Below are 22,219 nucleotides of genomic sequence, written 5' to 3' on the forward strand. Positions count from 1 at the left end.
ATTTTCATTCCGCATAGGCACATTATACCATAGTACCTGTGCCTATGCGATAACAATTATTACTGCTTTCGATACGAACTCATCTTCTCCACGGTCACTTCCGGATAGAAATATGTTAGTATCGTTGCTTTTGGAACACCTGCCGCAAGTGCTTTCTTCACTTCCTCTTTCTGCTCCGCTGTGTATGACCAGTGCATCATTCGGTTTGTGATTGTATCCTCCCACTTCGGCTTATCCCTTCCAGGATTTCTTACAGGCTTCTCTCCTCCACTGGTGCTGTCGGCGTCCTCCGCCTTCTGCGACTCATCAGCATACTCAAGCTCATTTGCCTGCTCTCTGTCGATTTTCGCTTTCTGCTCTGCCTCATCCTGCATTGAAAATCTCCTGCTTAATTCCTTATCCCCAAGCAGCATAAACTCTTCATAGGTCAGTGTATCAATATACACATTTTCTCCCTTATCCTTCATTTTTTCATAATGCTTAACAGCTTTTTCCGATAAAATCTCAAATGGCAGTCCGATGATACGGTCAGTTCCCTGCATCTTATGGACATAGGCTTTTCCCTTTCCGTCCGCTGTCTGATTAAACATCGGGTGTCGGAATGGAATATACTTATTATCCATTATCGGATCAAAACCACGGATAAAAATAATGCATTTCTTATTATCAAGCTTTCTGACCTCATCGGGTGTAAACAGTTCCCTGCCTAAAACATCATAATTCCTTGATGAGCTTCCCTGTCTGCCCTTTGTCTCTCCGCTTGATTTTTTATCAATCGTGCCTTTACCCAAAAGATCCGAAACATACTTGTGCGTACTCTGCTCATTTCCGCCAAGATAAATGAAAGTATCGCAATTGCCGGGGATTGTCTCCCAAGTATCTTTAAAAAGTGCCTTTAACTGGGCAAAGTTCTGAATGATGATAATACTTGAAATCTCCCTGCTTCGCATTGTCGATAACAACGAACAGAAGTCATCGGGCAATGCGACATTCGCAAATTCGTCTAACATAAAGGTAACGTGGATTGGCAGTCTGCCACCGCAGTTAAAGTCTGCCTGATAGTACAATTCCTGAAATATCTGTGTGTATAACATACCGATAATGAAGTTATAGGATTTATCACTGTCCGGAATTACACAAAACAGTGCCGTCTTTGTCTCCCCATCCCCATTGACTCCAATACCGATATCAGACAGGTTCAGTTCATCTTTGGAGAGCAGGCGTAAAACCTGCTTATTCTCAAGAAATGCAAGTCTTGAGTTTGCACTGATAATAATAGAACGAACTGTATCGCCCGCACCTCTCATACATTTGTTATACTGTTTGACCGCAGGGTGGTTTGCTCCAAGCGGCGAACTCTCCTCTAAAAACTTCATACGGACATCCAGCTTTGAAGCCTTTCCCGGTTCCTTGACCTCTGCTTCTCCAAGCAGCTTCAAAACTGTCTCAAAGTTTCTCTTTGCAGGCTGCACCTCCAGCCACACATAATAGAATATTGCCTGTAAGAACAACCCTTCCGCTTTCTCCCAGAACGGATCACTCGGTGTTGAGCCTTTTGGTGTGGTATTACTGATAAGATTGGTAATCAGCTTTACCACATCGGTTTCCTCTCTGATATAGGAAAACGGATTGTAACAATCTGATTTATCCATTTCCAAAAGATTTATGACTTTTACATTGTACCCGTTATCCTTTAACATCTGCCCACAGCTTCTTAATATCTCGCCCTTCGGATCGGTACAGATAAACGAACAGCTATGAGGCATCTGCATAAGATTCGGTTTTACTTCATAAAATGTCTTTCCTGCTCCGGAACCGCCACAGATAAGAATATTTCCATTGAGCTTCAGCCTTCTGAAATCCAGCGACATCTTCACATTCTGGCTGAGTATCCGGTTGAAATTCTCGTCTTTATCAGCCAGTATCTTATTGACCTGCTTTGGGTTTTCAAATCTTGCTGTACCATATTCTTTGCCGGGCATATAGTTTCTCTGGCTCGTGTAATACATAAGAATAGCCATTGCATAAATACCTAATGCAATGGCTACTGCTTTTACTGTATTTGAATTGTAATAGTTGGCAAAAGGAACTGCACACACTTCATTGAACCTGTTCATAAAGTCATTGAAGGCTATCCCTTCCGTCCACGCACCATTTATCAGATAACCAAGATACCCGGATAACACTGCACCCACCAAAATAAATATCAGTGACGGTTTCTTCTTCGTTGTCTGCATAGGCTGCTACCTCGCTTTTCTGGTAGTAACCGTTTTCTTCTTTGTGGTATTTTTCTGTTCCTTCTGAACCTTTTCATATCGCTCCCTGACAGATGTTTCCACCTTATCATAATGCGTATAAAGTTCGTCTCCCTTTTTTGTAGTTACTACACGGTTCTGCTCATCATAGAGCTTGTAATCCTTGCTGGTATCAAGGAATGTGAGCATTGTCTTTCCATTATGGATATCCATAATGTTCTCCTTACGCAGCCACACATATCTGACATCCTTGCCCCAAGTACCCGGAACTCTGGTCTTTACTGCGTGGTCATTTTCTTCTGCAATAAGTGTCTTGCTGATTGTGACATCTGACAGGTTCGTATTCTTTGAAGCGGATATTGCCCTCATTCTGTCCGCAAGGCTCTGATACCCTCTGATACGGTTGATGAAAGCCTCCTTATCCATCATTACCTTATGAGTACCGTCCTCGCTCTTACTGCCAAGCACCCCGATTGTCTCAAGCTGTTTTATTACATTTTCTGCCTGCTCACCATTGATATTGAAATTCTCCTTGACCTGATCCACACTGATAGCCTGTTTTTCCATAGCAAACATTCCCACTTTTTCAATGAGTCCGTCTATGGCGGAATTGACCTTATCCCCTTCTACCGTGTGGCTTTTCTCGTTTCCCTGCTGTTTCCTTAAAAAATCCATCAGCTTTCCGAGGGACTTTTCATCTCCATTCTTCAGATAATCATCAAATGTGGCAATCCTGCCAAATTTCAGCTTCTGTATCATCATATTCACACGGGGAACTGCTTCTGTATGAAAGATAACCTCACTCATACCATCTGCCTTATTACAGTCCGGAAGAACCGAATATAAAATTCCATACTTCTTTGCCATTTTCTCAACTTTTCTCATATCTTCCGTTTTAAACTGTAACACCTGCAAATCACCGCCTTTTAAGAGCAGCTTTCTCATAGATGTCTTTCCCAGTGACTTCTCATAGTCAAGCATTCCCTTTAAAAAGTCGATTGCCTTCTGCATAGCGGCAATACCGCCACTGCCTACTTTCATAGCAATCTCTATTCCGTCATATGCGACACGGATAATCTGTACCGCTTCCTGAATTTCCTCTGCCATTATCGCACCTCCGCTTTCTCTCTTATTGTTGTTCTTATTTCTTCCGGCTTTGTATTGCGGATTTCCTCTGCTGATACATCAATGCCATACGCAGTTAAAATATCAGACAGATGAATGATTGCTTTTTCCTCCTCTATGCGGTACATCTCAAGTGCCACAAGAAGGTTTTCAGCCTGTTCCACCCACGCAGGCTTCATATCATACTTTGACCTGTATGTGACCATAATCTCATCAGACTGTGCCTTGTCTGTGGAATGTGCCAGAGCTTCAATCAGGGAAATCGTATCTTCCTTGTTTCCGCTTCGGAAAGCAAACTGCACTACAAAGTTCTTTTCTTCCTCCGTGAACTCGTGTTCCACACCGTTCATCCCTGTTACTGCCTCATTGACTACTGCTAAATTCATAAGCACCTCCTAATCTGTCATACTATTTTCAAGCACGGCAATCTCAATAATCTCTTTCATCTTTTCCGCTGAAACATTATTATTGATAAGTTCCACAAGCTGCCCTTCCGTAAGTCCCTTTTCTATGGCACTCTTTATCTGGACAAGCTGTGCAGGCACAAGATCACCGCTTGCAACCAGCTTTACAATGTCAGCTCTTGACTTCTTTTTGAATGAAAGTCTGGCAAAAAGTGCCGCAATGCCGCCATTGGATTTTCTTTCTGTACGCTCAACCGGAAGGTGCTGGATTACACGCCCGGCAGAGTCCGTAACAGGTATCTGATAATACACGGGTATTCCATTGTACACAGGAGAAGGTATAGGCTGCGTATCTGCCAGTGTTTTTGCTGTCTCCTTATCATCATTGGCTTCCACCGCCTCTGACGGTTCTGTATTTTCCTCTGTTTCCGTGGCTTTCTGTTGTTGTGAAGCCACACTCATAATCTTATCCTCAAGAGATTCTATCCTGTCTCTCATACGCTCCATCTCCTTTTCCTTATGCTCAATGTTATCCCTTAATCGGGCAATCGTGCTGCTTGCCTTATTAAGTTCGTCCTGCTGGTGGCTGATAATGCCGTCCTTGTCCTCATTTTCCTTTACGAGCCTCTCCGTAATTTCCTTATCTTCCTTTAATACCTCAACATCAGATAATTTTTTATTCAGGGCATCGTACCTTTCCTCCTGATAGTTGATTTTCTTCACTATCATTTCCATCTGTGCAATCAGCTCTTTCACATACTCCGAGTCCTGCGGATACTGCTCTTTTGCCTTTGATAACTGCCCCAAAACTTCCTCATACAATCTTCTCATCACAACGGGCTTTTCTCCCCTTGCCACAGCTTCCTGTATGGTTTCAACCGGAACTCCCTTTTCATAAAATTCCAGTGATACCTTCATCTGATTGCCGGAGAGCTTATTGTTGTGAAGAATATTAAAAAGTTCCTCCGGAATACCCTTATGCAGCCCTTCCGATAATACTTTCATCTGTCCGATGTTAAAATTCTTATCCAGATACTTTTCCGTCTGCTCCTGTGTAAGTCCGTCCTCAAGGTCGCTTTTTACAAGCCCGTACACCTCATCATCGAAATTCATTTCCTTTTTCAATGACTCAATATATCTGGTAATCTGCATATTGCTTAATGGCTTGTCATTCAGATTTTGTTCCATATGCTCCTCCTAACTGCATAAAAAAACAGCCTATCGTATCGGCTGCTCCTTTCTGTCTCTTATAATCTCCCTGTTGTATTCTGTCTTTTTTCCATCAGAAATACTGTCCGGAATAATGCTGTTTAATATTGCCTTACCCGTATTCAGTTCCCGGAATACAACCTTATCTTTCGCACACACCTGCGAATACTCATTCTTATAGTGCTTTCTTAAAGCCTCCACTTCCTCAAGTGAATACCCCTGTGCCTGTAATTCCTGTTCCAATGCCACCCACTTTCTATGCTCATCTTCAAAGAAGGTATCCCCAAGCCTGTAGGACTGTTCTGCTGGCTTTAGAGTCTCCATCTCATCAGCCGCAGCAAAAAGTTCCCTGCTCCTTTCCCTTGCTTTATAAACCCGGCTCTTTTCTGCCGATGTCTCTTTTTTCTTATCCGTAAGAGAATCTATCGTCCCCACAAGTTCTTCCGCTGAATGGATATTATGCCTTGCAAGGAACAAATACTGCTCCTGCAGCTTGTGCATTTTACGGATATCCTCCCTGTACTTCCATACCTGACTGTATGGTCTTTTTTTAAGTTTCCCCACACGGTACAGCTTCGCATAATACTTTTTCTGAAGTCCTGACAAGCCTGCCCTGCGGTATCTTCTGACTTTGCACTTTACAATGGAAACCTTTGGTATCTCCTGTTTACTCTTATAAAATGCAATATCCTCTTTTACAATCCTGTCCCGGATTGTTTCCTCACAGTACATATCCCCAAGAGATTTGCACCTTCTGAACCTTGTCATACCCTGTGGCTTGATTGCCAGATATTTTCCCTGCTTCATCTGGTATCCCTTTTCAGACAGCAGTTCGAGAAATTCCTCATAGTCTTTCGCCTGCAAAATACAGGCATCCAAGTCTCTTTTTATCATATCTGACCATACAAAATTGCCCTCCCTGTAATCACTCCAGTCCTTATAGCCTTCGTGCTGCCTTTCCTTCTTCTCATCATCTACATCAATAATGGAGAGTCCGTATTCCTGACACAGCCTGTTCGTGATAGGCTGGATATACTTTGCCCAGTCCCCTTTTTCGTAGCGGTACTTTTTACCGTCCACAAAGCTCACGCTGTTAAATACGATATGGGAATGAACGTGGGCTGTATTATCGTGTACCACAAACACCGCTTCGTATGACCTGCCAAGATATTCCTGCACAAATTTCTGTGTAATCTCAAATGCAGTATCCGGGTTTACCTCATTTTCCTTAAAGGAAAGTATGATATGATACCCCTGTCGCTTATCAATCTTGCCAAATTTACGCTTGGTTTCCTTCATCTGCTCAAATGCAGTATCGATCTGACAGTTTATTGCACCCACCAGTCTGCCGTCCTGCGTTTTCTCCGGGTTCATCACATAATCAAGTGCCCTCTTTAAGTGCTTTCCGTGAAAATGTCCGCCACAGTCTTTCATATTAAGGATTTTACTGATTGCCAATCTGCACCACCGCCTCATTTACTTTCTGATTGAGTTTACGCATATAGGCAACAAGCTGTGTCTTATCCTCTTTGGAATAAAGTCCCGCATTGTTATTGAATACAATCTGATTGATATTGATTCCAATACGGTTCACTTCATTGATAAGCTCTTTTAAAAGTTTCCTCACTTCCGGGTAATCATTGGGTTTCTGGCTGATGAGCAGTCTTAAATAATCTGCTTCACACATTCCGCTCTCCCCTGCCTTTTTCGCAAGCATTTCTGCCTCCTGCGGCATAAGGCGGAGCGTTTTTCTGATACAATGGATTTTATCTGCCATACGCTCACCTTCCCCTCTTATCTGTACTGTAATCCTTTATTCCCTCAGCTATTGTGGCTGCCGCCTTATCCAGATTGCCCTTGCCCTCCAGATTACTGATAAATGCCTCCACCAGTGCTGTCGCAACCTCATCAATCTCTTTAGCGTGACGGGTTTTCTCAAATAATCGGTCTAACACCCTCTCGTCTGCTTTTAAGCTGTCATACTTTTTCTGAAATTCACAGTATTCCTGAAAATCCTTCGGATCATCTTTCTTTGCCTCTGCGTGAAGTATCAAATCATAATTCCATTCATAAACCTTATCAATCACATCATCTATCGGATATGGCTCTATCTCACCATTTTCCTCTGCCATATCCTGTCTGTACATCTTCCCCTCTGCATCCGTTCCGATTGCATAATCGTGTCCTTCCATATAATTAAGAAGAAGTGCAGCATCTTCTAGCGAAGGGTTGATTTGCTTATCATATGCTTCTGCCCAGGCAATCAATTCCTCCGGTTCTGAAAAAAGTGTTATTTCCCTGTTCTCTGCCACCTTGCACCTCCTTATCCGTGTTTCGTAGATATTCACTATGGCTCCAGTCACCGGTAAGTCCCCGGCGACTGCTAGATACGCATTAGAGACATCTCTGTCCTAATGCCATCTAGTTAGGGGAACATTCCCCTAATACCCCTGCAAAATATAGAGTGGTGGCACTTTGTTCCACCACTTTTGAATAAAACCACCGCTTTTTACCACCATTTCCGGTAAAAACCACCGCTTTATGCCACCACTTTTTATAATTTATATTCATAGGAAAAAACATCATCGGAAAGTGGTGGTACTTTGTTCTATCACTTTTTGAAAAAACCACCGCATTGTGCCACCACTTTCCGTAAAAACCACTGCTTTTTACCACCACTTTTTAAAGGCACTGTCCGGCTCTTATCATCTGCTCCTTTTTCTCATCTGCGAGATTAAGTTTTGTAGCAACAAGCCATTCATTGTAATCCTTGTATCCTGCTGGCGGAGGACAGTCCTCAACCTCATAGCCCAGTCCATAGTATTTCTCCATAAGTTCTGCGGCTGCTTTCCTGCCCGGTGAGTCACCGTCAAGGCAGAAACGGATAAAAGAAATCTGCGGGTGTTCCCCTAGAAAGGTTTCCAGTGGAGCGTCCGCCAGCATTCCAAGTGCCAGCTTGTTTGACTCATAATCGGCAAATATATCCACATAGCTCATAAGGTCGATTGCTGCTTCAAATACAACAAGCTCTGTGCTGTTTACATTCACCACATTAAATCCATAGTTCTTATTATTTCCCTCAACATCACACTTGAATGGCTTTCCCTGCTTGTCAAATACACCACGCATACTTGCAAATCTGGTTACGCCATTCTTGTCATTTCCTTTAAAGACAATATTGTGATAATGCCTGCTTTCGTATATGAGATTTTCCTTTAAAAACAGTTCTATCACTGCCTTACTGATTCCACGCTCATTGTTAAGGTAGGATATCAGGTAGGAATTATCCCCTGCTGGCTGTGGAAGCACAAAAGGCTTTCTTTCCTGTGGCTGTTTCTTTGTGACCTGATGAACAAGCGGCTGCTTTGCAGTGCTTTCAATTCTCCGGTATCCGGCAAAATCCAAGAGCCAGAATACTGCTTCTTTTACACTCATTCCGCCAAATACACGCAGGAAATCTATCTGTGAGCCGCCATTGTTTCCCTTATCAAACTGCCTTGACCACCTGTACCAATGACTTCTGTCATAGATACGGATTGAGTCCATTTCCTTTAAGGTGTGGTATTTTCCAATCCTTTTTACGGTATAACCCAGACTTTCTGCAACAGCACAGAGGTCTACGCTCTTTGCTATGGCAAGTTCCTCCTCTGTAAATCTTCCTTCCATACTCTCACCTTGCCTTTCCCTGCTCTGCCACAAGCGGTGACTTAATATCAAGGTTCCTGTAATCCGTACTGAGTGTAATTCTTGGATTATCAATCATTCCCTTTTCCTTAAAACTAAAGAAGGCACGATTATCCCCTCCTACGATGATATGATCCAAAAGAGGAATTCCGATAAGCTCACACAGCTTATTCATACGGTCTGTCATCATCGTGTCTGCCTTGCTGGGAAATATATTTCCTGACGGGTGGCAGTGGATTAACATCATACTGGCAGCATTACTTAAAATACTTGCCTTAAATAATTCTCTTGGGTGTGCCATCACTTCATTCAGCGAACCGACACTTGCAAAATGCACATTGATAGGCTTTAAGTCGGAGCTGAGATTTACAACACACACCACTTCCCTGTCGAACTGGCACATACAGTCTCCCATTACGGCAGCTACTTCTTCCGGCTTATTAAAGGACTGCTCCGAATAAATCGGAGCCTCCTTTACAAGCCTTATGGATACAACATCAAGTTTGAAGTCGTTCTTCTCTGTCACAGAAATCCGCCTCCTCTCCAAACTCAATACGGATAATAAAGTCACCTTTCTGGCTGTTTACAAGAGCAATCAGTTCTTCTATGGTAAGTTCCTGCTCCATAACTGCCTCCTATCTCGCCTTTTCCTTTGCGTCATATACAAGCTGCGGCTCTGCCACGATACCGTCCAGTCTCTTGTTCGGTGTATCCGTTGCAAGTGTGAGTTTCCTTAAATCTTTATCATAGTGATATACCTGATTGGAAAGTCTTTCTTCCAATGCCACCTCCTGCATATTCACCTCTGCCACCATCTGTGCAAGCTCCTCCGGTTCAGTCAGTTCAGTAGACACCGCAAGAACTTCGTGCACACTTGAAGGCAGGATATACAGGTCACTTTCAAGGTTTTCTGCCAGTTCGTGAAGCTCATTCTCATAAAGCATTGTCACAGCTCCGTTAATTCCCCTGTCATTGGAAATTACCCAGAGAGTCTGCTCCGGTGGAACTTCACTAATCATCATCTCTGCTATTTCCTCCGGCATTCCGTCCCTTAAAAACATATCTTTCATAACATCATTCATACTTCTTATCTTTGGCGGGAAAATTCTTCTTGTGTTCTCAGCCGCACACTTAAAAAGCTGCTCCTCATTCATACCCAGTCTTTTTGCAAGGCTGTTCGTGACATTTGTACTCTGAATGCCTCTGTCATCGACATTTACCACAACTTTATAGATAATTGAAAGGTCCTGAAACTCCCTGTGTGGCACCTGCTCCAGAAATGACCTGTTCTGTTCCGTATTGACAAGCTGGAATACTACCTTTTCATTGGCGTCCCTGTATAAGCTGTCAGCATCAACAACAGGTGGTTTCTGGGCTAATGCTCTTATCATAAGGTCACCTGCCGCCATCAGTGTTTCCTCAAGATCACCACAATTCTGGTATTTCTTATACATATCATTGATATAAATAGTAGGAGAAATATTAGTATCTTTGCCTCTGATACTGATACCGTCATAAGTCATATTTACCTTTTCCACAGGCATAACTACAAGCTCCATACCTTTGAAGTTATCCGGCATATAGTCCATAAACTTCTCTTTTACTACTTCCTTAAAAATCTCATAATTCATCATATCTGCTTATCCTCCAAATAAAAAAAGCGGGGGAACATAAGTCATTGGCTTACATTCCCCCGCAAGGTTGATTATTCTTTATTTTCTCTTTTTCTTTCTTCCACGAAGTCCTGCTCCGATTCCTGTGATAAGTGCAAGTACACCAATTCCAAGATAAAGAAGTGGATTTGCATTATCGCCTGTCTGTGGAAGTTTTGGTTCTGTCGGTACATTGACAAGTGAAAGTGTTGTTACTACAACATCCGGTGCATTGTCATCATATCGAAGTGTTACATCGTGAGCTGTTTCATCAAGGATATATCCGTCAGCAGCCTTTACCTCAACCACTGTATAATGGATATCTTCCTTGAATGAGCCGTCCTCATTGTAAGTACAGATTGGAAGTTCCTTGCTCTCTGCGTGACCGTTCTTGTCAGTTGTGAGTGTATCAAGTACATTTCCGTCCTTGTCCCTTACTTCAAATACAACGCCCTCAATCGGCTTTCCGGTTACTTTGTCTGTTTTCTCAATGACAATTTTTCCGACTGTCTGCTCGTCCTTCATAGATACCTTCTGGATTTCTGCTGTTTCCTTTACTTCAAAGGTTACATCACTAGCCACCTTATATCCATATGGAGCACTCTCCTCACGGAGTGTGTACTTTCCGGCTGGAAGTCTTTCAATCATATGAGTTTTTCCTGCCTCAGATGTCCAGCTTTCAACCAGCTTTCCATTCTCATCAATCACGGAAAGTTTTGCACCCGGCAATTCTTTCTCTCCGGTAATATCAGTCTTTGAAATCTCCACCTTAACCGGTGCATTTTCAAATGCTGCCTCAATCTCGATTACCTTGACCTTATCTCCCTGATAAGAAGCGTCCACATCAAAAATCTTATCAGACTTCACATAGCCTGCCGGAGCCTGAAGCTCTTTGATATAATACTGTCCAAGCGGAAGCTCAGAAGTAAATGTTACTTTTCCGTCCTTGCCTGTTACTGCTCTTTCAATCTGTGTATCTGCCTTTACGATTACCTTACCGTCCTTGTTTACGATGTCCTCTTTCGCAAATAAGCCAAATACAGCACCTTCAAGGGCTTCCTTAGTTTCTGAGTCTGTCTTGGTTACAGTAATCTGAACTCTCTGACGCTCATTTGTCACATCCATTCCTGCGAAAACAACCTTTGTATTCTGGTCGATATAGGAAAGGTCAGCGTCAATCGGTGTATCATCCAGTACAAATCCCTCAAATGTCTTTGTTTCCACAAGGTAATACTTTCCAAGTGGAAGGTCATCAATTCTTGCGACACCCTTCTCATTTGTCACAATAGTCGCCACCTTGTCTCCTGCCTTATGATATACAGTATTAAGTCCATCAGCACTTACGATGTCCTCTTTTGCATATACATCAAAGGTTACTCCTGCAAGGCTGTCCTTGAAGAAGTTGAAAATAAAGTCATACCAGTACCCCTTCATAAGAGTGGTATCTGTCACAAATTCCCCGTCCTTATTGATAACGATAGAACCTGTAGGCACTTCGTCCTTCATTTCCACTTTCTGTACTTTTCCGGTATCCTCTACTGTAAACTGGATATCTGTTGCCTTGAGGTATCCGTATGGAGCAAATTCCTCTCTGAGTGTATAAGTCTCCCCAACAACCAGCTTTTTGATGATATGAGGTTCCTTTGCGTCAGATGTCCAAGTGTCGATCACATTTCCGTCCTTATCAAGCACGGTAAGTGTTGCCCCTGTAAGCTCTGCCCCGCTTGTGATGTCAGTCTTTGTAAACTCAAAGGTTGTAGGAGTATTTTTATACTCACTGTTATAAACAGCAGTCTTTACCTTCTGTCCCTGATACTCTGTATCAAACTTCACCACTTCATTATTTGTCACATATCCTGCCGGCTTTTCAATTTCCTTTGCAACATATTTGGCAAATGGATAATCCTTAACAAAAGCAATCATTCCATTCTCATCGGAAACTGCCTTTTCAAGAAGTGTACCCTTCTCAATGATAACCTTGCCATCTGCATTTTTAATATCCTCATCTGCATAAAGACCAAATACCGCACCAGCGATTGGTGTATTATCTTCTGCGTCCAGCTTCGTAACCGACATAGCAAGTTTCTGTCTGTCATTAGAAAATGTCAGGCTTTCCTTGATAACCGGAGTCTTATCATCAACATAAGTGAATGTCACTTTCTGCTCATTCGGATTTAATACATATCCGTATGGTGCTTCCACTTCTACAACCCTGTACTGTCCAAGAGGAAGATTTTTTGCTACTGCCTTTCCGTCCTCTCCTATTACAAGTGTTGTCACAAGGTCTCCCTTGCTGTAATACTTAATGCGGTTGCCGTCTGCATCTTTCTGGTTATCTGCTGTGTAAATATCCTCCGCAGCGTACACCTCAAATTTTGCTCCGGCAAGTGAGCCTTCCTTATAAATAAACTCTTTCTCATATGAGCTTGCAAGAAGTCCGCCCTTGAAGCCATCAAGTATCTCTCCCTTCTTTTCTACGGTAAGTTCTCCAACCGCAGGGGCATCGGAATATTCCACGGTAATGATTGCGTCATTGGTATCCCCGTCTGTCTCAAATGCTGTGTCAGTATCAACAGAAATGTTGACATACTTATTGTTTACCACATATCCAAATGGTGCAGACACTTCCTCAATACGGTAATTACCGATTTTAAGTGCTTCCGGTAAGATTAAATCTCCGTCCTCATCAGTAAAGAATGAAGTATGCTCTACCTTTGAAGGATAAGTTGTGTACTGCTTTACATATTCATTCTTATCAATATTGAAGATTTTGAACTCTGCATTAGGAACAAGTACCGTCTGCTTTGTATCGGAATCTTTCTTAATAACACGGAGTTTTGCAGTAAATTCCCTGTCAAGGAATACTCTCCAAATCTGAGGCTCTGTTGGGTGGTTCTCTGTAATCTTTACCTCAAATGGCTTGATTGTTTTCATATTGTGCGGAGTCTTTGACTCTACTACCACATAAGTTCCATAAGGAATTGCAATGGATACTGCGTGTCCCTTACTGTCTGATGTGATTGTTGTTGCTCCGTTTTCCCCGATTACCACAGGAGTAGCCTTATCAAAGTCATAATTTCCATCTGCCTTTACGGATAAAGAAGATTTTAAGTATGCTGTGAACTCTGCACCTGCAAGTAATCCTGCTTCTGTATCATCGCCATTGTCAGATACCTTGATAAGCTGGAATGGCTGCTTGATAACCTGCTCTGCCGATGTTGTGCTTCTTGATACCTCTGCAACAAGGTCTCCTTCGTAATCACATACCACATCGTGCTCCTCCTCGTCTAAAAGGTAGCCCTCAGAAGGTGTGATTTCCTTTACATAATACTTGCCAAGATAAAGGTTGTTTACCTCAGCTTCGCCCTTCTCGTCTGTAGTAAGTGTTGCCACAAGGTCTCCGGCATTGAACATAACGCCTGTTGCTCCGTCCGGGTGGTTGATTACTTCCCTTGCATAAAGACCATATACTGCTCCTGAAAGGCTTGCGTCTCCCTGTGGAACTGCCTTTCCTGTTTCCTTATCTACCTTGTAGATATGAATTTTTGCTGTAGTTCTATCATTATTAAATGTGTGGCTGAATGTTGCCTTTGCCTGTGTCTCCGGTAATACATTGAAGTTGAAGCTGTACACATCTTTGCTGTTTCTGATATACGCATATGGAGCCTGTGTCTCTTGGATATAATATCCGTTAGAGATTGGCAGATCCACGCTGTAGCTTGCCTTTCCGTCCTCACCTGTAGTTACTGTCTCAAGAGCTGTGCCCTTTGTTACGATAACCTGTCCGGCATAATTCTTAATGTCATTTCCGGCATAAAGTGTATATTTGCCGCCATCAAGAGGGTTCTCTGTATCAGAGTCTTTCTTTACAACAGATACTTCCGCCTTCTGTCTTGTATTCTCAATCGTAGTTGATTCATACTGGACGGTAACTGTCTGGTCCTTATATTCAACCGTTACAGTCTGAGGTGTAGTATTGATTGTATATCCGTCAATGCTCTTAATCTCAGTTACCACATAAGTTCCAAGATGAAGGTCTGATAATACCACCTGTCCGTCAGTTCCCGTTGTAAGGCTTTCTGCCACTACATCTCCTGCATTGTAAACCTTTGTACCGTCTGCCTTGTAAATATCTGCTCCGGCAGTCACCTTAAATGTCGCTCCCGGAAGTTTCTTTTTCTCATAAGTGAAATTGCTTCCGTTCCAAGAGCTTAACACTTCACCCTCTTTATAGATTGTGATTGCTCCAAGCTGTTCCTTATCCGTTGCAGAGATTCCTGTTGTCTGTCCTGCTTTTACAGTAAGTGTATGAACCTTACCGGAAAGGACATATCCCTTTGGTGCAGTAATCTCTTTTACATAATAAGTGCCTGCAACAAGTGCTGCTGACTTCGCATATCCGTTGCCATCTGTTGTCATTGTCTGTACCAGATTGTTACAACTGCTGTCAGAGTAAATACCATAAACAGCACCGGAAAGTTTCACTCCGCTTGACTCGTCTGTCTTTGTAAGTTCGCCATATCCGATATTTTCTGTCTTAACCTTGATATATGCTCTGACCGGATCAGCGGTAGGCTTTTCCGAAATAAACTCCTGATAGCCGTTCTTTCCTGTAAGCCAGAATACGCAGCTTGAAGTTGTATCTACCTTTCCGCTGTTTGATGTGAATGTTCCTGTTGTAGCTGTGGTATTCACACTCTTTGATGAGATTGTGATACTGTTGCCATTCTTATCTACAGAGTATCCATCAATGCTGAAATCAAAATCTGATAACACACCGTTGTTGTCTGATAATGTCTTTTCAAATCTCTGGTTTGCTTCATTCCATTTCAGTTCATAAGTATCTGCTCCACTTGGTCTTTTTGAAGCAAAACTTGGCAATATTGCATTATATGAATTATAAATGTTATCTCTTAATCTTTCATAATATTCATATGAAGACTCAGGATTAGGCGCTGTATTACACAATTTTTTCGCCGCTGAATCAGCATCATCAGTTCCAAATATATCTGCCATAATAATCCATACCATTGACTGTGTAGCAATATACTCATCACTTTGGTCATTAGTAGGTGCTGCAGCTTCATTTGTTCCATACCCGTAATACAGGCAATAGCTAAGCAGTTTCTGCTGTTCACTGGACATTTCTGTGCTAGGATTATCATAACTATTCATCAACTGACCACCATCAGCTCTCAATCCAAAATTCATACAATATGCTGCATTTCCATCCAACACAGAATATAATATTTTCCCATTATTAAAGCTGGGATGCAATTCACTTACAATGCCTGAATTGCATACTGAAGCATTCCAAAACGCCATATTCGCCTGTGGACTAGCTGCAAATACTTTAATTACACCATTAGAACATAACGATGTAACAACAGATAAAAATGCCATTATCCAAGCAGTTATTCGTTTTATTTTCTGTTTCATATTCTCTTTGCCTCCTTATTTTACGCATAAAAAAAGAAAGACATAAGTTTTTGGCTTACATCTTTCTTCTCTCTGCTTCTATTCTGTTTTACTATCTGTGACATCGAAACTCGTAAAAGTCTGTGCCTCCTGTTGTGTATATTCCCTCATAACTGATATAGAATACCGGATCATTTTCCAGTAACAGCATACCAGCGATATACTCTGCAATCGCATCTTCTGTCGGTAATCGTTTCCCTGACAGGGTGCTTGCGGTATTAAGGTCTGTTTCAACAAACACACTGTAATAAGACTGTTCCATACCGTCATAAGGATAATACTCATTGTATTCTTCCTGCGTTATCTTCCCTGCCGCAAGAAGATTATCCAAGTTCTGCTGTGTGGTAATCATTCCGCCTGCCTGACATTTTGCAGTTGCAAGCGAAACTACATTCTGCGGATTGTATGCCGCAAAGCCGGACTCCTCATTGGAATTACCGCTTTCTTCCTTTTCGCTCTGACCTTCATTACTGTCAGAACTTCCGCCACCATTCCCAAAATCAGTGTCATTTTTCTGTTCCGGTTCTTCTTTCGGGCTGGAATTATTATTATTCTGTGAAGCTGGCTCCTCTTTCTCTACAACCTGCTCCTGCATACGATTTTCTTCCGGCTCAGTAGTCTGTACTTCTGACTCAGATTCCGCTTCACTTACAGCTTCCTGTGTAGCCTCTGCCTCTGTCTTGGTAACTGCTTCCGTAGCCTTTGTTGCCTCCTCAGTTGCCTTTATACTTTCCGTCTGTTTCTCTGTCTGATTACTGGCATTGTCTTTGCCGCCATTACAGGCTGTCATAGCCAAAGCCAGTATTACGGATAAAAAGATAATATTTATCTTCTTCATAAATTCCACCTATCCCTTCTCCGTAAGAGGGATAGGCTTTGTGTACCGTGCCCGTCCACTCTTACAGTGAACTATCTATTTGTAATGCACGGGACACTTCGGTCTGTCCCGTATTCTGTGCATTTTAACCTCCTTGATTATACCAGTTTCTTAAATTTAAAGAAATACTTCACGAGTCTTCTGTTTTTCCTGTAAGCAGGAAAGAAGCCCTTTATCTTCATACTCTCACCTCCCCTCAAAATGTTCCCATTCTCACGAATGAAAGAAATACTCTTGCTACCATACAGAATAGAAGAAGAATTAACCTGATAAGTCCTAAGAACAGCTTTAATGCTCCAAGAACAATTTTAAGTATCCACTTGAGTATCTGTAAAATAGCGGTTCCTACGGCTCCTGCAATTCTTCTCATAATAATCAATCTCCTTTCGACATCCACCCCATTGCCAATCCTGCAACATCTGCGTCATTCATAACATCATCTTCCGGCTGTTCTTCCATATCTTCCTGTGGACTTGCAACCATTACAGGCTGGCTGTTCTTTACTCCAGCCAATGCTCCGCCCAGTAAGGATATGACCTCTTTTCTTGCCTCAGTCATTGCAGAATACTCAATTTCTTTTTTTATCTGTTCTATCTCGTCCCTCGTTACAAACTGCTCATATCGCTTTTCTTCTTTGGACGGAATATCGTCCTCTCCATAGTGGTCAATATAAAACTCACAGGCTTCAATCAAAAACTGGTTCTTTGACTTATAAATCTTTGGATTAAGCCCCTTTATGACCTCATTGATTTTAGCGTGTTGCGGATTGAGCAGGTTCAGTCGGAATGTGCTCTCCATAATGTGCCTTCGTGCCATATGACCACCTCCTATGCAAGTCTTTTAGCAGATTTCAGCCCCATAATGGCAAGCTGCTCATAACCTCTGGCATTTGCCTTTACATCAAGGATATAAGAAATATTTTTTGCATCGTGATTGCTGAAATTCTTCATTACCACTGCTCCGCCACCTACAAATACAATCGGTGTGGTTTTAAGGTTATACCCAAACTCACGGATTGAGTTATATACCTTATCAACAAAATTCTCTATCTCTGCCTTGATAATGGTAAAGTATTCATCATCAATATCTGACCTGCCATATCGCATGATGTTCTGTATCTCTAACTCGTCTACCTCTCCGTTAAGCTGTCTTACACACTGCTCATTGATAGAACGCATACAGGTAATAAGACCTTTTGGAATCGTCACACACTTTGATTCATCCGGTGACTTGTTAATCACAGGCATAATATCTATTGTCCAGCTACCAATATCAACTACCAGTGTTTTCTTTGCCATAGTCGGTATCTTATCAACCACAGCCGCATAGCACTGTGGAAATACCGCCACATCGTCAATCTCAATATGATATGCTTCGTTCTCATATCGGAAATCAACACGCTTATTCTTTGTAAGGTATTTGATAAAGTTATTTCTTTCTGCTCCAAATCTGGTAAGTGGAAGTCCTACTGCAAGAAATACCCTTGCATCGAATAATCCTCTTTTCTTCAATTCCTTTGCGACTGCTGCCAATGTCAGAAGATAAAAGCTGTCATCCTCAACCTTTGTGTCTTTTACTTCCTGTCTTACTGTTCCAATCTTGTAATACTTGCCGTCATACTCAAGAACATCTCCAAAAAGTGCCGGAGTAGTTGTAATCTCCTTTACTCCTGTGACAAATACCTGAGTTACGGTTTTCATCATCGACCAGCCGTGGTCAATTCCTATCACTTCTAACTTGTTATTCATTTTTCTGTTCCTCCAAATTTTACAATTTTTATTCATACAGCTACCCATACCTTTCGGTTTGTGTTTCTATCCTATTTTCCTTGTCTCTGAAATATCTGCCAGCGATTTCATCGTATATTCGATCACCTTCTGCTTTTGCTTTCATAAGACAAAACAAACAGATTGTTACAATAATTACTGCTACTACTATAAATACTTTCATATACAGCCACCTCTCTTTTTGTGAGATGACTTATATTCAGACCAAATCAGCTTCTTTTCTGCCATCTCCTGCTCCTTTCCAATAAAAAAGGCAGGACACACAGCCGAATACACTTTTCAGTGCAAAGCTAATTTAGTCCTACCTAAAATTATTACTATTCAATTTTCACCTCTCTTGGGTACACAAATTACATTCAGAATTTATATTCTGAAGCAACTATGTATTCTCATAAATTTCGGATTTTAAATAACAGCACTGCCTTATCTACCGATTAAATGGTATAAAAAATAGGGACTAAATCAGCGTGAACCCCTTGTTTTCAAGGTTTTCTTCTAACTTGTCCCTATTATATCGCATTCATCGTGCTGTATCACTTGTGCCGTAAACCCGCTATACTTCCCGTGTTGTGGCTTAAAATTACTGTCAAGATAGTCAACCTCTATCTCCTCATATCTTATGCAGGGTCTGACACCATCTAATGATAAACAGCCCTCCTCCGTCTTATATTCACCTGACTTTTTAGTTATAACAGGATTAATCATTGCAAACTGAAATGGACCTGATGCCACAACTATTATTGACTTATTCACACCTATCATATTGGCAGCCATTCCAACACATATTTCCCTATTTGCTCTTAACGTATCTATCAAATCTGTCACAACCTGCCTGTCTGCTTCTGTCGCAGGCTGTGCCTTTCTTGCAAATATCTGCTTTCCTTTTACAATTTTCTTAACCATAATTATATCCTTCTTCCACCGACATTTTAATCCTAATATTCTTTGTCAATATTGCCTTCTATTCCATACATTTCTTTAAATTTTTCGATATCTGCTGACGTTTTTACAAGCATAATATCTTCTATTTTGCCAGTATGAATATCCTTAAATCCAGCCACCTGTTCACCCGTACATATGCTGGTTTTAATTACCGGTTTCATATGCTCTTTATCATATGAATACACTTTTTCCTTCTTTTTAAACAAACCCATATGATTTATCACTCACATTCTCTATATATTTTTTGCTTACTATTTTAATAAAATTTCGCTATATCCGAAACACTCTTTCTCTTAGGCATCTGCGCATCCTTTGTTCCATATCCAACTGCAATAACTGAAACTGCCTGCTCATTTTCTGGCAGATTAAAGAACTCTCTTATTGCCTCACCATCACGAATTCCCATAATCAGTGTATCAAGTCCTAATTCTTTAGCTTTAAGAACGAAATTCTCGTTTTGCAGTCCAAGGTCATAATAGCCCCAGCCGTTGGCACATTCATTAACTGGCTCACCTGATAATCTGTCAAATCCAACGCAGTTCTTTACAAATGTTGTTACAACAAGAGCTGCTCCCTCTGAATTGTTCTGATTGAATTCTGGCAGACACTTATGTCTGAATTCTTCAATTTTGTCGTCTGATAATATGCAGTAATATCTAGATGTCTGCAAATTCTTCCACGAAGGTGCTAATATGGCCGCATTTATAATAGTTTCAAGCTGCTCTTTTGTAACTTTCTTTTCAGCATCGTAACTTCTCATACTTCTTCTGCTATTCAATACTTCCTGTAATTCCATAATAATCCTCATTTCTACGCATATTTTTGTACATAACGAGTTTGTGTCAAGTGCACACACACATAAATCTCACGTGTGAAAAATCTATTTTCACACCAATTCTCTTTTATACGCCATTTTTAATAAAATTTTGTATCAAGTGTATACTGCTGATAAAACAGCAAAAACAATAAACTATGATTTATTTCAAATATTTTTTGATAATTTTACTTCAATATCTTCTTAATCTGCTTTTCAGTCACAGACGAATACAATATGTTCATATGTGAAACTATTTTCTGCCACGAAGCTTCCGGCTTTTCCTTATAATCAGAGGTAACATAATCATAACCATAGATATGCTCTATTGATGAATAAACAGCCACATCCCAGCCATATTCTTCACCACTTTTATTAATACGCTTCCTAAAATCGCAGTTACATATATACATCTGCATCATAAGATTAGCAACTGCGCCATCAAATCCTTTTTCACCATCTTTGCCGTAGCCAGCCTGTTTCTTTAACTCATTAGAAAATATTTCGTTATCTGCATTTTCTTCCATAAAATGCTTCATAATCTTTTTATATTTAAGCGGTGCTTTTCCATCCTCATATAACGCATCAAAATCGTATCCGTCACGCCTGTAATTTGCAAATGCAGGAACCCATTTTCTTGATACAAAACCTGCCTTCTTTCCGAAAAACTTTCCATAGATTATATCGTGCTGTCTTGCTATAACCGCACGCCACAGCCACGGGTCATATAATTCATCATCACACCACCAGTACTCAGGTGCTGTCCATTCTTCCAGTGAAAATCCTTCTATTTCATTCTTAAATAAAGGCAGAAAACCTACATCATTAATGTGTTCGATTGCTTTCTCAACTGTATGTATACACGCTGGATTGTCCCACTCAAGTCCGTGCATAATCCATTCTCCAGATTCATTTCCCATATATTTTACCGCCCAGTATTTTCATATTTATGATGTCAGTGTAAAAATTCATTTTATTACACATTTTAAAACAACTTATCATTCTAACTAGCTGATATAATCTTTTGCAAAAATTCTTCAATAATATCCAACACATTATCACTAAAGAATTCACTTCCACCGTGGTCAGCTCCCTCAAGCAAATATAACTTCACATCTTTATTATATTTCTTTAAAGCCTCATATACAACAACACTGACCTTTGGATTTATTGTACGGTCTTTTGTTCCGTGAAACATTAATATTGGTGGCAATGAAACATTTTCACTTATATTACACTCAACCGACATAGCTCTGCATAACTCAGGATTCTTGTCTGTGGTGTGACAATCTGCAAATGCAGTGTCGTACCATTTATATGCGCATATTCCACATTTGAATATATATAAGTTCCCTTCTCATCTCCGCTTGTAGGAATTCTTGTAACTCCGTCTACTGGCTTATCAAAAGAATGGTATTCTTTATATGACCACTCTTTTACTTCCATAAGTTATATTACCTCTTTTTTCTTTTAAATTCACTCTAAAATCTGTCTGCTGCTATATCCCTCTTTCTTAAAATCAGAAAATAATACATCCATTTTCACTGGTGTTACACAGATGAGATTAAGCGGCGACTCCATTTTCTTTAACGCCTCTATCGGTATTTTCTTAATTTTTGCGTGTTCATTATATTTATCAGAAAATGGTTCTATCAGTTCGGCTTTTCCCATAACCTGTATGCTCTTAAGCCTGCCAAATCCATCATATTTATCGAAAATAGCCAAACATACATTTTCATTCTTCTCAAGACCTATAAATTTCTCTCCACCTTCTGAAAACATCCAGAACTTATCATTATGATAACTGTACTCAATCGGCGTACATCTTACATAATCGCCAGTTCCTGTTGCAAGCGCACAGGTATTGTTAGCAGCTATATATTCTTCAACCGCTTTTTTAAGCTCTTCTTTGGGCATTGCTGTAATTCCCTTATTCTTCCAGTAATCAGCCGCCTTTTCAAATTGTTCGTGTGTCATAAAAATGCCTCCCAA

24 protein-coding genes are annotated in these 22,219 nt (G+C 41.0%); all 24 read right to left on the minus strand.

Annotated features, from left to right (window positions below):
- Positions 1-59 precede the first annotated feature (59 nt).
- Positions 60-2,237 carry a VirD4-like conjugal transfer protein, CD1115 family gene (locus tag C7390_RS01455; protein WP_116443472.1) on the minus strand — a complete coding sequence of 726 codons (2,178 nt, stop codon included), beginning with the start codon at positions 2,235-2,237 and terminating at the stop codon, positions 60-62.
- A 6-nt stretch (positions 2,238-2,243) separates the two neighbouring features.
- A complete protein-coding gene (locus tag C7390_RS01460) occupies positions 2,244-3,362 on the minus strand; it encodes a PcfB family protein (RefSeq protein WP_116443473.1) in 1,119 nt (372 codons plus the stop codon).
- Positions 3,362-3,766: a hypothetical protein gene (locus C7390_RS01465; RefSeq protein ID WP_116443474.1), complete on the minus strand. Its 405-nt coding sequence runs from the start codon at positions 3,764-3,766 to the stop codon at positions 3,362-3,364. The genes C7390_RS01460 and C7390_RS01465 overlap by 1 nt, the downstream gene beginning before the upstream one ends.
- 9 nt (positions 3,767-3,775) lie before the next feature.
- Positions 3,776-4,972 carry a hypothetical protein gene (locus C7390_RS01470; protein WP_116443475.1) on the minus strand — a complete coding sequence of 399 codons (1,197 nt, stop codon included), beginning with the start codon at positions 4,970-4,972 and terminating at the stop codon, positions 3,776-3,778.
- Between the two features lie 30 nt (positions 4,973-5,002).
- Positions 5,003-6,451 (minus strand): relaxase/mobilization nuclease domain-containing protein, encoded by a 1,449-nt coding sequence (locus C7390_RS01475; RefSeq protein ID WP_318295470.1) that lies wholly within the window; start codon positions 6,449-6,451, stop codon positions 5,003-5,005.
- Positions 6,438-6,770, minus strand: a complete 333-nt coding sequence (locus C7390_RS01480; RefSeq protein WP_116443476.1) for a plasmid mobilization protein — start codon at positions 6,768-6,770, stop codon at positions 6,438-6,440. The genes C7390_RS01475 and C7390_RS01480 overlap by 14 nt, the downstream gene beginning before the upstream one ends.
- A gap of 4 nt (positions 6,771-6,774) precedes the next feature.
- Positions 6,775-7,305, minus strand: coding sequence for a multidrug transporter (locus tag C7390_RS01485; protein WP_116443477.1), 531 nt, complete (start codon positions 7,303-7,305; stop codon positions 6,775-6,777).
- A 370-nt stretch (positions 7,306-7,675) separates the two neighbouring features.
- Positions 7,676-8,659, minus strand: a complete 984-nt coding sequence (locus C7390_RS01495) for a DUF3991 and TOPRIM domain-containing protein (protein WP_116443479.1) — start codon at positions 8,657-8,659, stop codon at positions 7,676-7,678.
- A gap of 4 nt (positions 8,660-8,663) precedes the next feature.
- On the minus strand, positions 8,664-9,203 hold the full coding sequence (locus C7390_RS01500; RefSeq protein WP_116443480.1) for a JAB domain-containing protein: 540 nt from the start codon (positions 9,201-9,203) through the stop codon (positions 8,664-8,666).
- Positions 9,175-9,303: a hypothetical protein gene (locus C7390_RS13525; RefSeq protein ID WP_318295471.1), complete on the minus strand. Its 129-nt coding sequence runs from the start codon at positions 9,301-9,303 to the stop codon at positions 9,175-9,177. The genes C7390_RS01500 and C7390_RS13525 overlap by 29 nt, the downstream gene beginning before the upstream one ends.
- 9 nt (positions 9,304-9,312) lie before the next feature.
- Positions 9,313-10,311, minus strand: coding sequence for a DUF5688 family protein (locus C7390_RS01505; protein ID WP_116443481.1), 999 nt, complete (start codon positions 10,309-10,311; stop codon positions 9,313-9,315).
- 78 nt (positions 10,312-10,389) lie between these two features.
- Positions 10,390-15,768 carry a SpaA isopeptide-forming pilin-related protein gene (locus C7390_RS01510; protein WP_116443482.1) on the minus strand — a complete coding sequence of 1,793 codons (5,379 nt, stop codon included), beginning with the start codon at positions 15,766-15,768 and terminating at the stop codon, positions 10,390-10,392.
- Positions 15,769-15,859: 91 nt separating this feature from the next.
- Positions 15,860-16,645 carry a hypothetical protein gene (locus C7390_RS01515; protein WP_116443483.1) on the minus strand — a complete coding sequence of 262 codons (786 nt, stop codon included), beginning with the start codon at positions 16,643-16,645 and terminating at the stop codon, positions 15,860-15,862.
- Between the two features lie 235 nt (positions 16,646-16,880).
- Positions 16,881-17,054 (minus strand): hypothetical protein, encoded by a 174-nt coding sequence (locus C7390_RS13530; RefSeq protein ID WP_318295472.1) that lies wholly within the window; start codon positions 17,052-17,054, stop codon positions 16,881-16,883.
- Between the two features lie 5 nt (positions 17,055-17,059).
- The gene (locus tag C7390_RS01520) at positions 17,060-17,500 is read right to left on the minus strand and encodes an ATP-binding protein (RefSeq protein ID WP_116443484.1); all 441 of its coding nucleotides are present in this window, start codon (positions 17,498-17,500) and stop codon (positions 17,060-17,062) included.
- 11 nt (positions 17,501-17,511) lie between these two features.
- Positions 17,512-18,432, minus strand: a complete 921-nt coding sequence (locus tag C7390_RS01525; protein WP_318295474.1) for a ParM/StbA family protein — start codon at positions 18,430-18,432, stop codon at positions 17,512-17,514.
- A gap of 40 nt (positions 18,433-18,472) precedes the next feature.
- The gene (locus C7390_RS01530) at positions 18,473-18,634 is read right to left on the minus strand and encodes an adenine phosphoribosyltransferase (protein ID WP_116443485.1); all 162 of its coding nucleotides are present in this window, start codon (positions 18,632-18,634) and stop codon (positions 18,473-18,475) included.
- Between the two features lie 332 nt (positions 18,635-18,966).
- Positions 18,967-19,374, minus strand: coding sequence for a peptide deformylase (locus tag C7390_RS01540; RefSeq protein WP_116443487.1), 408 nt, complete (start codon positions 19,372-19,374; stop codon positions 18,967-18,969).
- Between the two features lie 32 nt (positions 19,375-19,406).
- Entirely contained in the window at positions 19,407-19,625 is a 219-nt protein-coding gene (locus C7390_RS01545) for a hypothetical protein (protein WP_055306670.1), read from the minus strand.
- A gap of 44 nt (positions 19,626-19,669) precedes the next feature.
- Entirely contained in the window at positions 19,670-20,209 is a 540-nt protein-coding gene (locus tag C7390_RS01550; RefSeq protein ID WP_055306560.1) for a nitroreductase family protein, read from the minus strand.
- A gap of 206 nt (positions 20,210-20,415) precedes the next feature.
- Positions 20,416-21,147, minus strand: coding sequence for an AlkZ-related protein (locus C7390_RS01555; RefSeq protein ID WP_116443488.1), 732 nt, complete (start codon positions 21,145-21,147; stop codon positions 20,416-20,418).
- An 83-nt stretch (positions 21,148-21,230) separates the two neighbouring features.
- Positions 21,231-21,554, minus strand: a complete 324-nt coding sequence (locus C7390_RS01560; protein WP_456362870.1) for an alpha/beta hydrolase family protein — start codon at positions 21,552-21,554, stop codon at positions 21,231-21,233.
- On the minus strand, positions 21,455-21,673 hold the full coding sequence (locus C7390_RS13535) for a hypothetical protein (protein WP_318295478.1): 219 nt from the start codon (positions 21,671-21,673) through the stop codon (positions 21,455-21,457). Before C7390_RS13535 ends, C7390_RS01560 begins: the two co-directional genes overlap by 100 nt.
- A 30-nt stretch (positions 21,674-21,703) precedes the next feature.
- Positions 21,704-22,204, minus strand: coding sequence for a pyridoxamine 5'-phosphate oxidase family protein (locus tag C7390_RS01565; RefSeq protein ID WP_055306557.1), 501 nt, complete (start codon positions 22,202-22,204; stop codon positions 21,704-21,706).
- Positions 22,205-22,219 lie beyond the last annotated feature (15 nt).

Source organism: Bacteroides galacturonicus, assembly GCF_003096855.1.
Taxonomy (GTDB): Bacteria; Bacillota; Clostridia; order Lachnospirales; family Lachnospiraceae; genus Lachnospira; species Lachnospira rogosae.

Bases quoted from the DNA above. Each gene is read 5' to 3' on its own strand.
- C7390_RS01455 (WP_116443472.1), bottom strand. From the start codon at position 2,237: ATGCAGACAACGAAGAAGAAACCGTCACTGATATTTATTTTGGTGGGT.
- C7390_RS01460 (WP_116443473.1), bottom strand. From the start codon at position 3,362: ATGGCAGAGGAAATTCAGGAAGCGGTACAGATTATCCGTGTCGCATAT.
- C7390_RS01465 (WP_116443474.1), bottom strand. From the start codon at position 3,766: ATGAATTTAGCAGTAGTCAATGAGGCAGTAACAGGGATGAACGGTGTG.
- C7390_RS01470 (WP_116443475.1), bottom strand. From the start codon at position 4,972: ATGGAACAAAATCTGAATGACAAGCCATTAAGCAATATGCAGATTACC.
- C7390_RS01480 (WP_116443476.1), bottom strand. From the start codon at position 6,770: ATGGCAGATAAAATCCATTGTATCAGAAAAACGCTCCGCCTTATGCCG.
- C7390_RS01495 (WP_116443479.1), bottom strand. From the start codon at position 8,659: ATGGAAGGAAGATTTACAGAGGAGGAACTTGCCATAGCAAAGAGCGTA.
- C7390_RS13525 (WP_318295471.1), bottom strand. From the start codon at position 9,303: ATGGAGCAGGAACTTACCATAGAAGAACTGATTGCTCTTGTAAACAGC.
- C7390_RS01505 (WP_116443481.1), bottom strand. From the start codon at position 10,311: ATGATGAATTATGAGATTTTTAAGGAAGTAGTAAAAGAGAAGTTTATG.
- C7390_RS01510 (WP_116443482.1), bottom strand. From the start codon at position 15,768: ATGAAACAGAAAATAAAACGAATAACTGCTTGGATAATGGCATTTTTA.
- C7390_RS01515 (WP_116443483.1), bottom strand. From the start codon at position 16,645: ATGAAGAAGATAAATATTATCTTTTTATCCGTAATACTGGCTTTGGCT.
- C7390_RS13530 (WP_318295472.1), bottom strand. From the start codon at position 17,054: ATGAGAAGAATTGCAGGAGCCGTAGGAACCGCTATTTTACAGATACTC.
- C7390_RS01520 (WP_116443484.1), bottom strand. From the start codon at position 17,500: ATGGCACGAAGGCACATTATGGAGAGCACATTCCGACTGAACCTGCTC.
- C7390_RS01525 (WP_318295474.1), bottom strand. From the start codon at position 18,432: ATGAATAACAAGTTAGAAGTGATAGGAATTGACCACGGCTGGTCGATG.
- C7390_RS01530 (WP_116443485.1), bottom strand. From the start codon at position 18,634: ATGAAAGTATTTATAGTAGTAGCAGTAATTATTGTAACAATCTGTTTG.
- C7390_RS01540 (WP_116443487.1), bottom strand. From the start codon at position 19,374: ATGGTTAAGAAAATTGTAAAAGGAAAGCAGATATTTGCAAGAAAGGCA.
- C7390_RS01545 (WP_055306670.1), bottom strand. From the start codon at position 19,625: ATGGGTTTGTTTAAAAAGAAGGAAAAAGTGTATTCATATGATAAAGAG.
- C7390_RS01550 (WP_055306560.1), bottom strand. From the start codon at position 20,209: ATGGAATTACAGGAAGTATTGAATAGCAGAAGAAGTATGAGAAGTTAC.
- C7390_RS01555 (WP_116443488.1), bottom strand. From the start codon at position 21,147: ATGGGAAATGAATCTGGAGAATGGATTATGCACGGACTTGAGTGGGAC.
- C7390_RS13535 (WP_318295478.1), bottom strand. From the start codon at position 21,673: ATGGAAGTAAAAGAGTGGTCATATAAAGAATACCATTCTTTTGATAAG.
- C7390_RS01565 (WP_055306557.1), bottom strand. From the start codon at position 22,204: ATGACACACGAACAATTTGAAAAGGCGGCTGATTACTGGAAGAATAAG.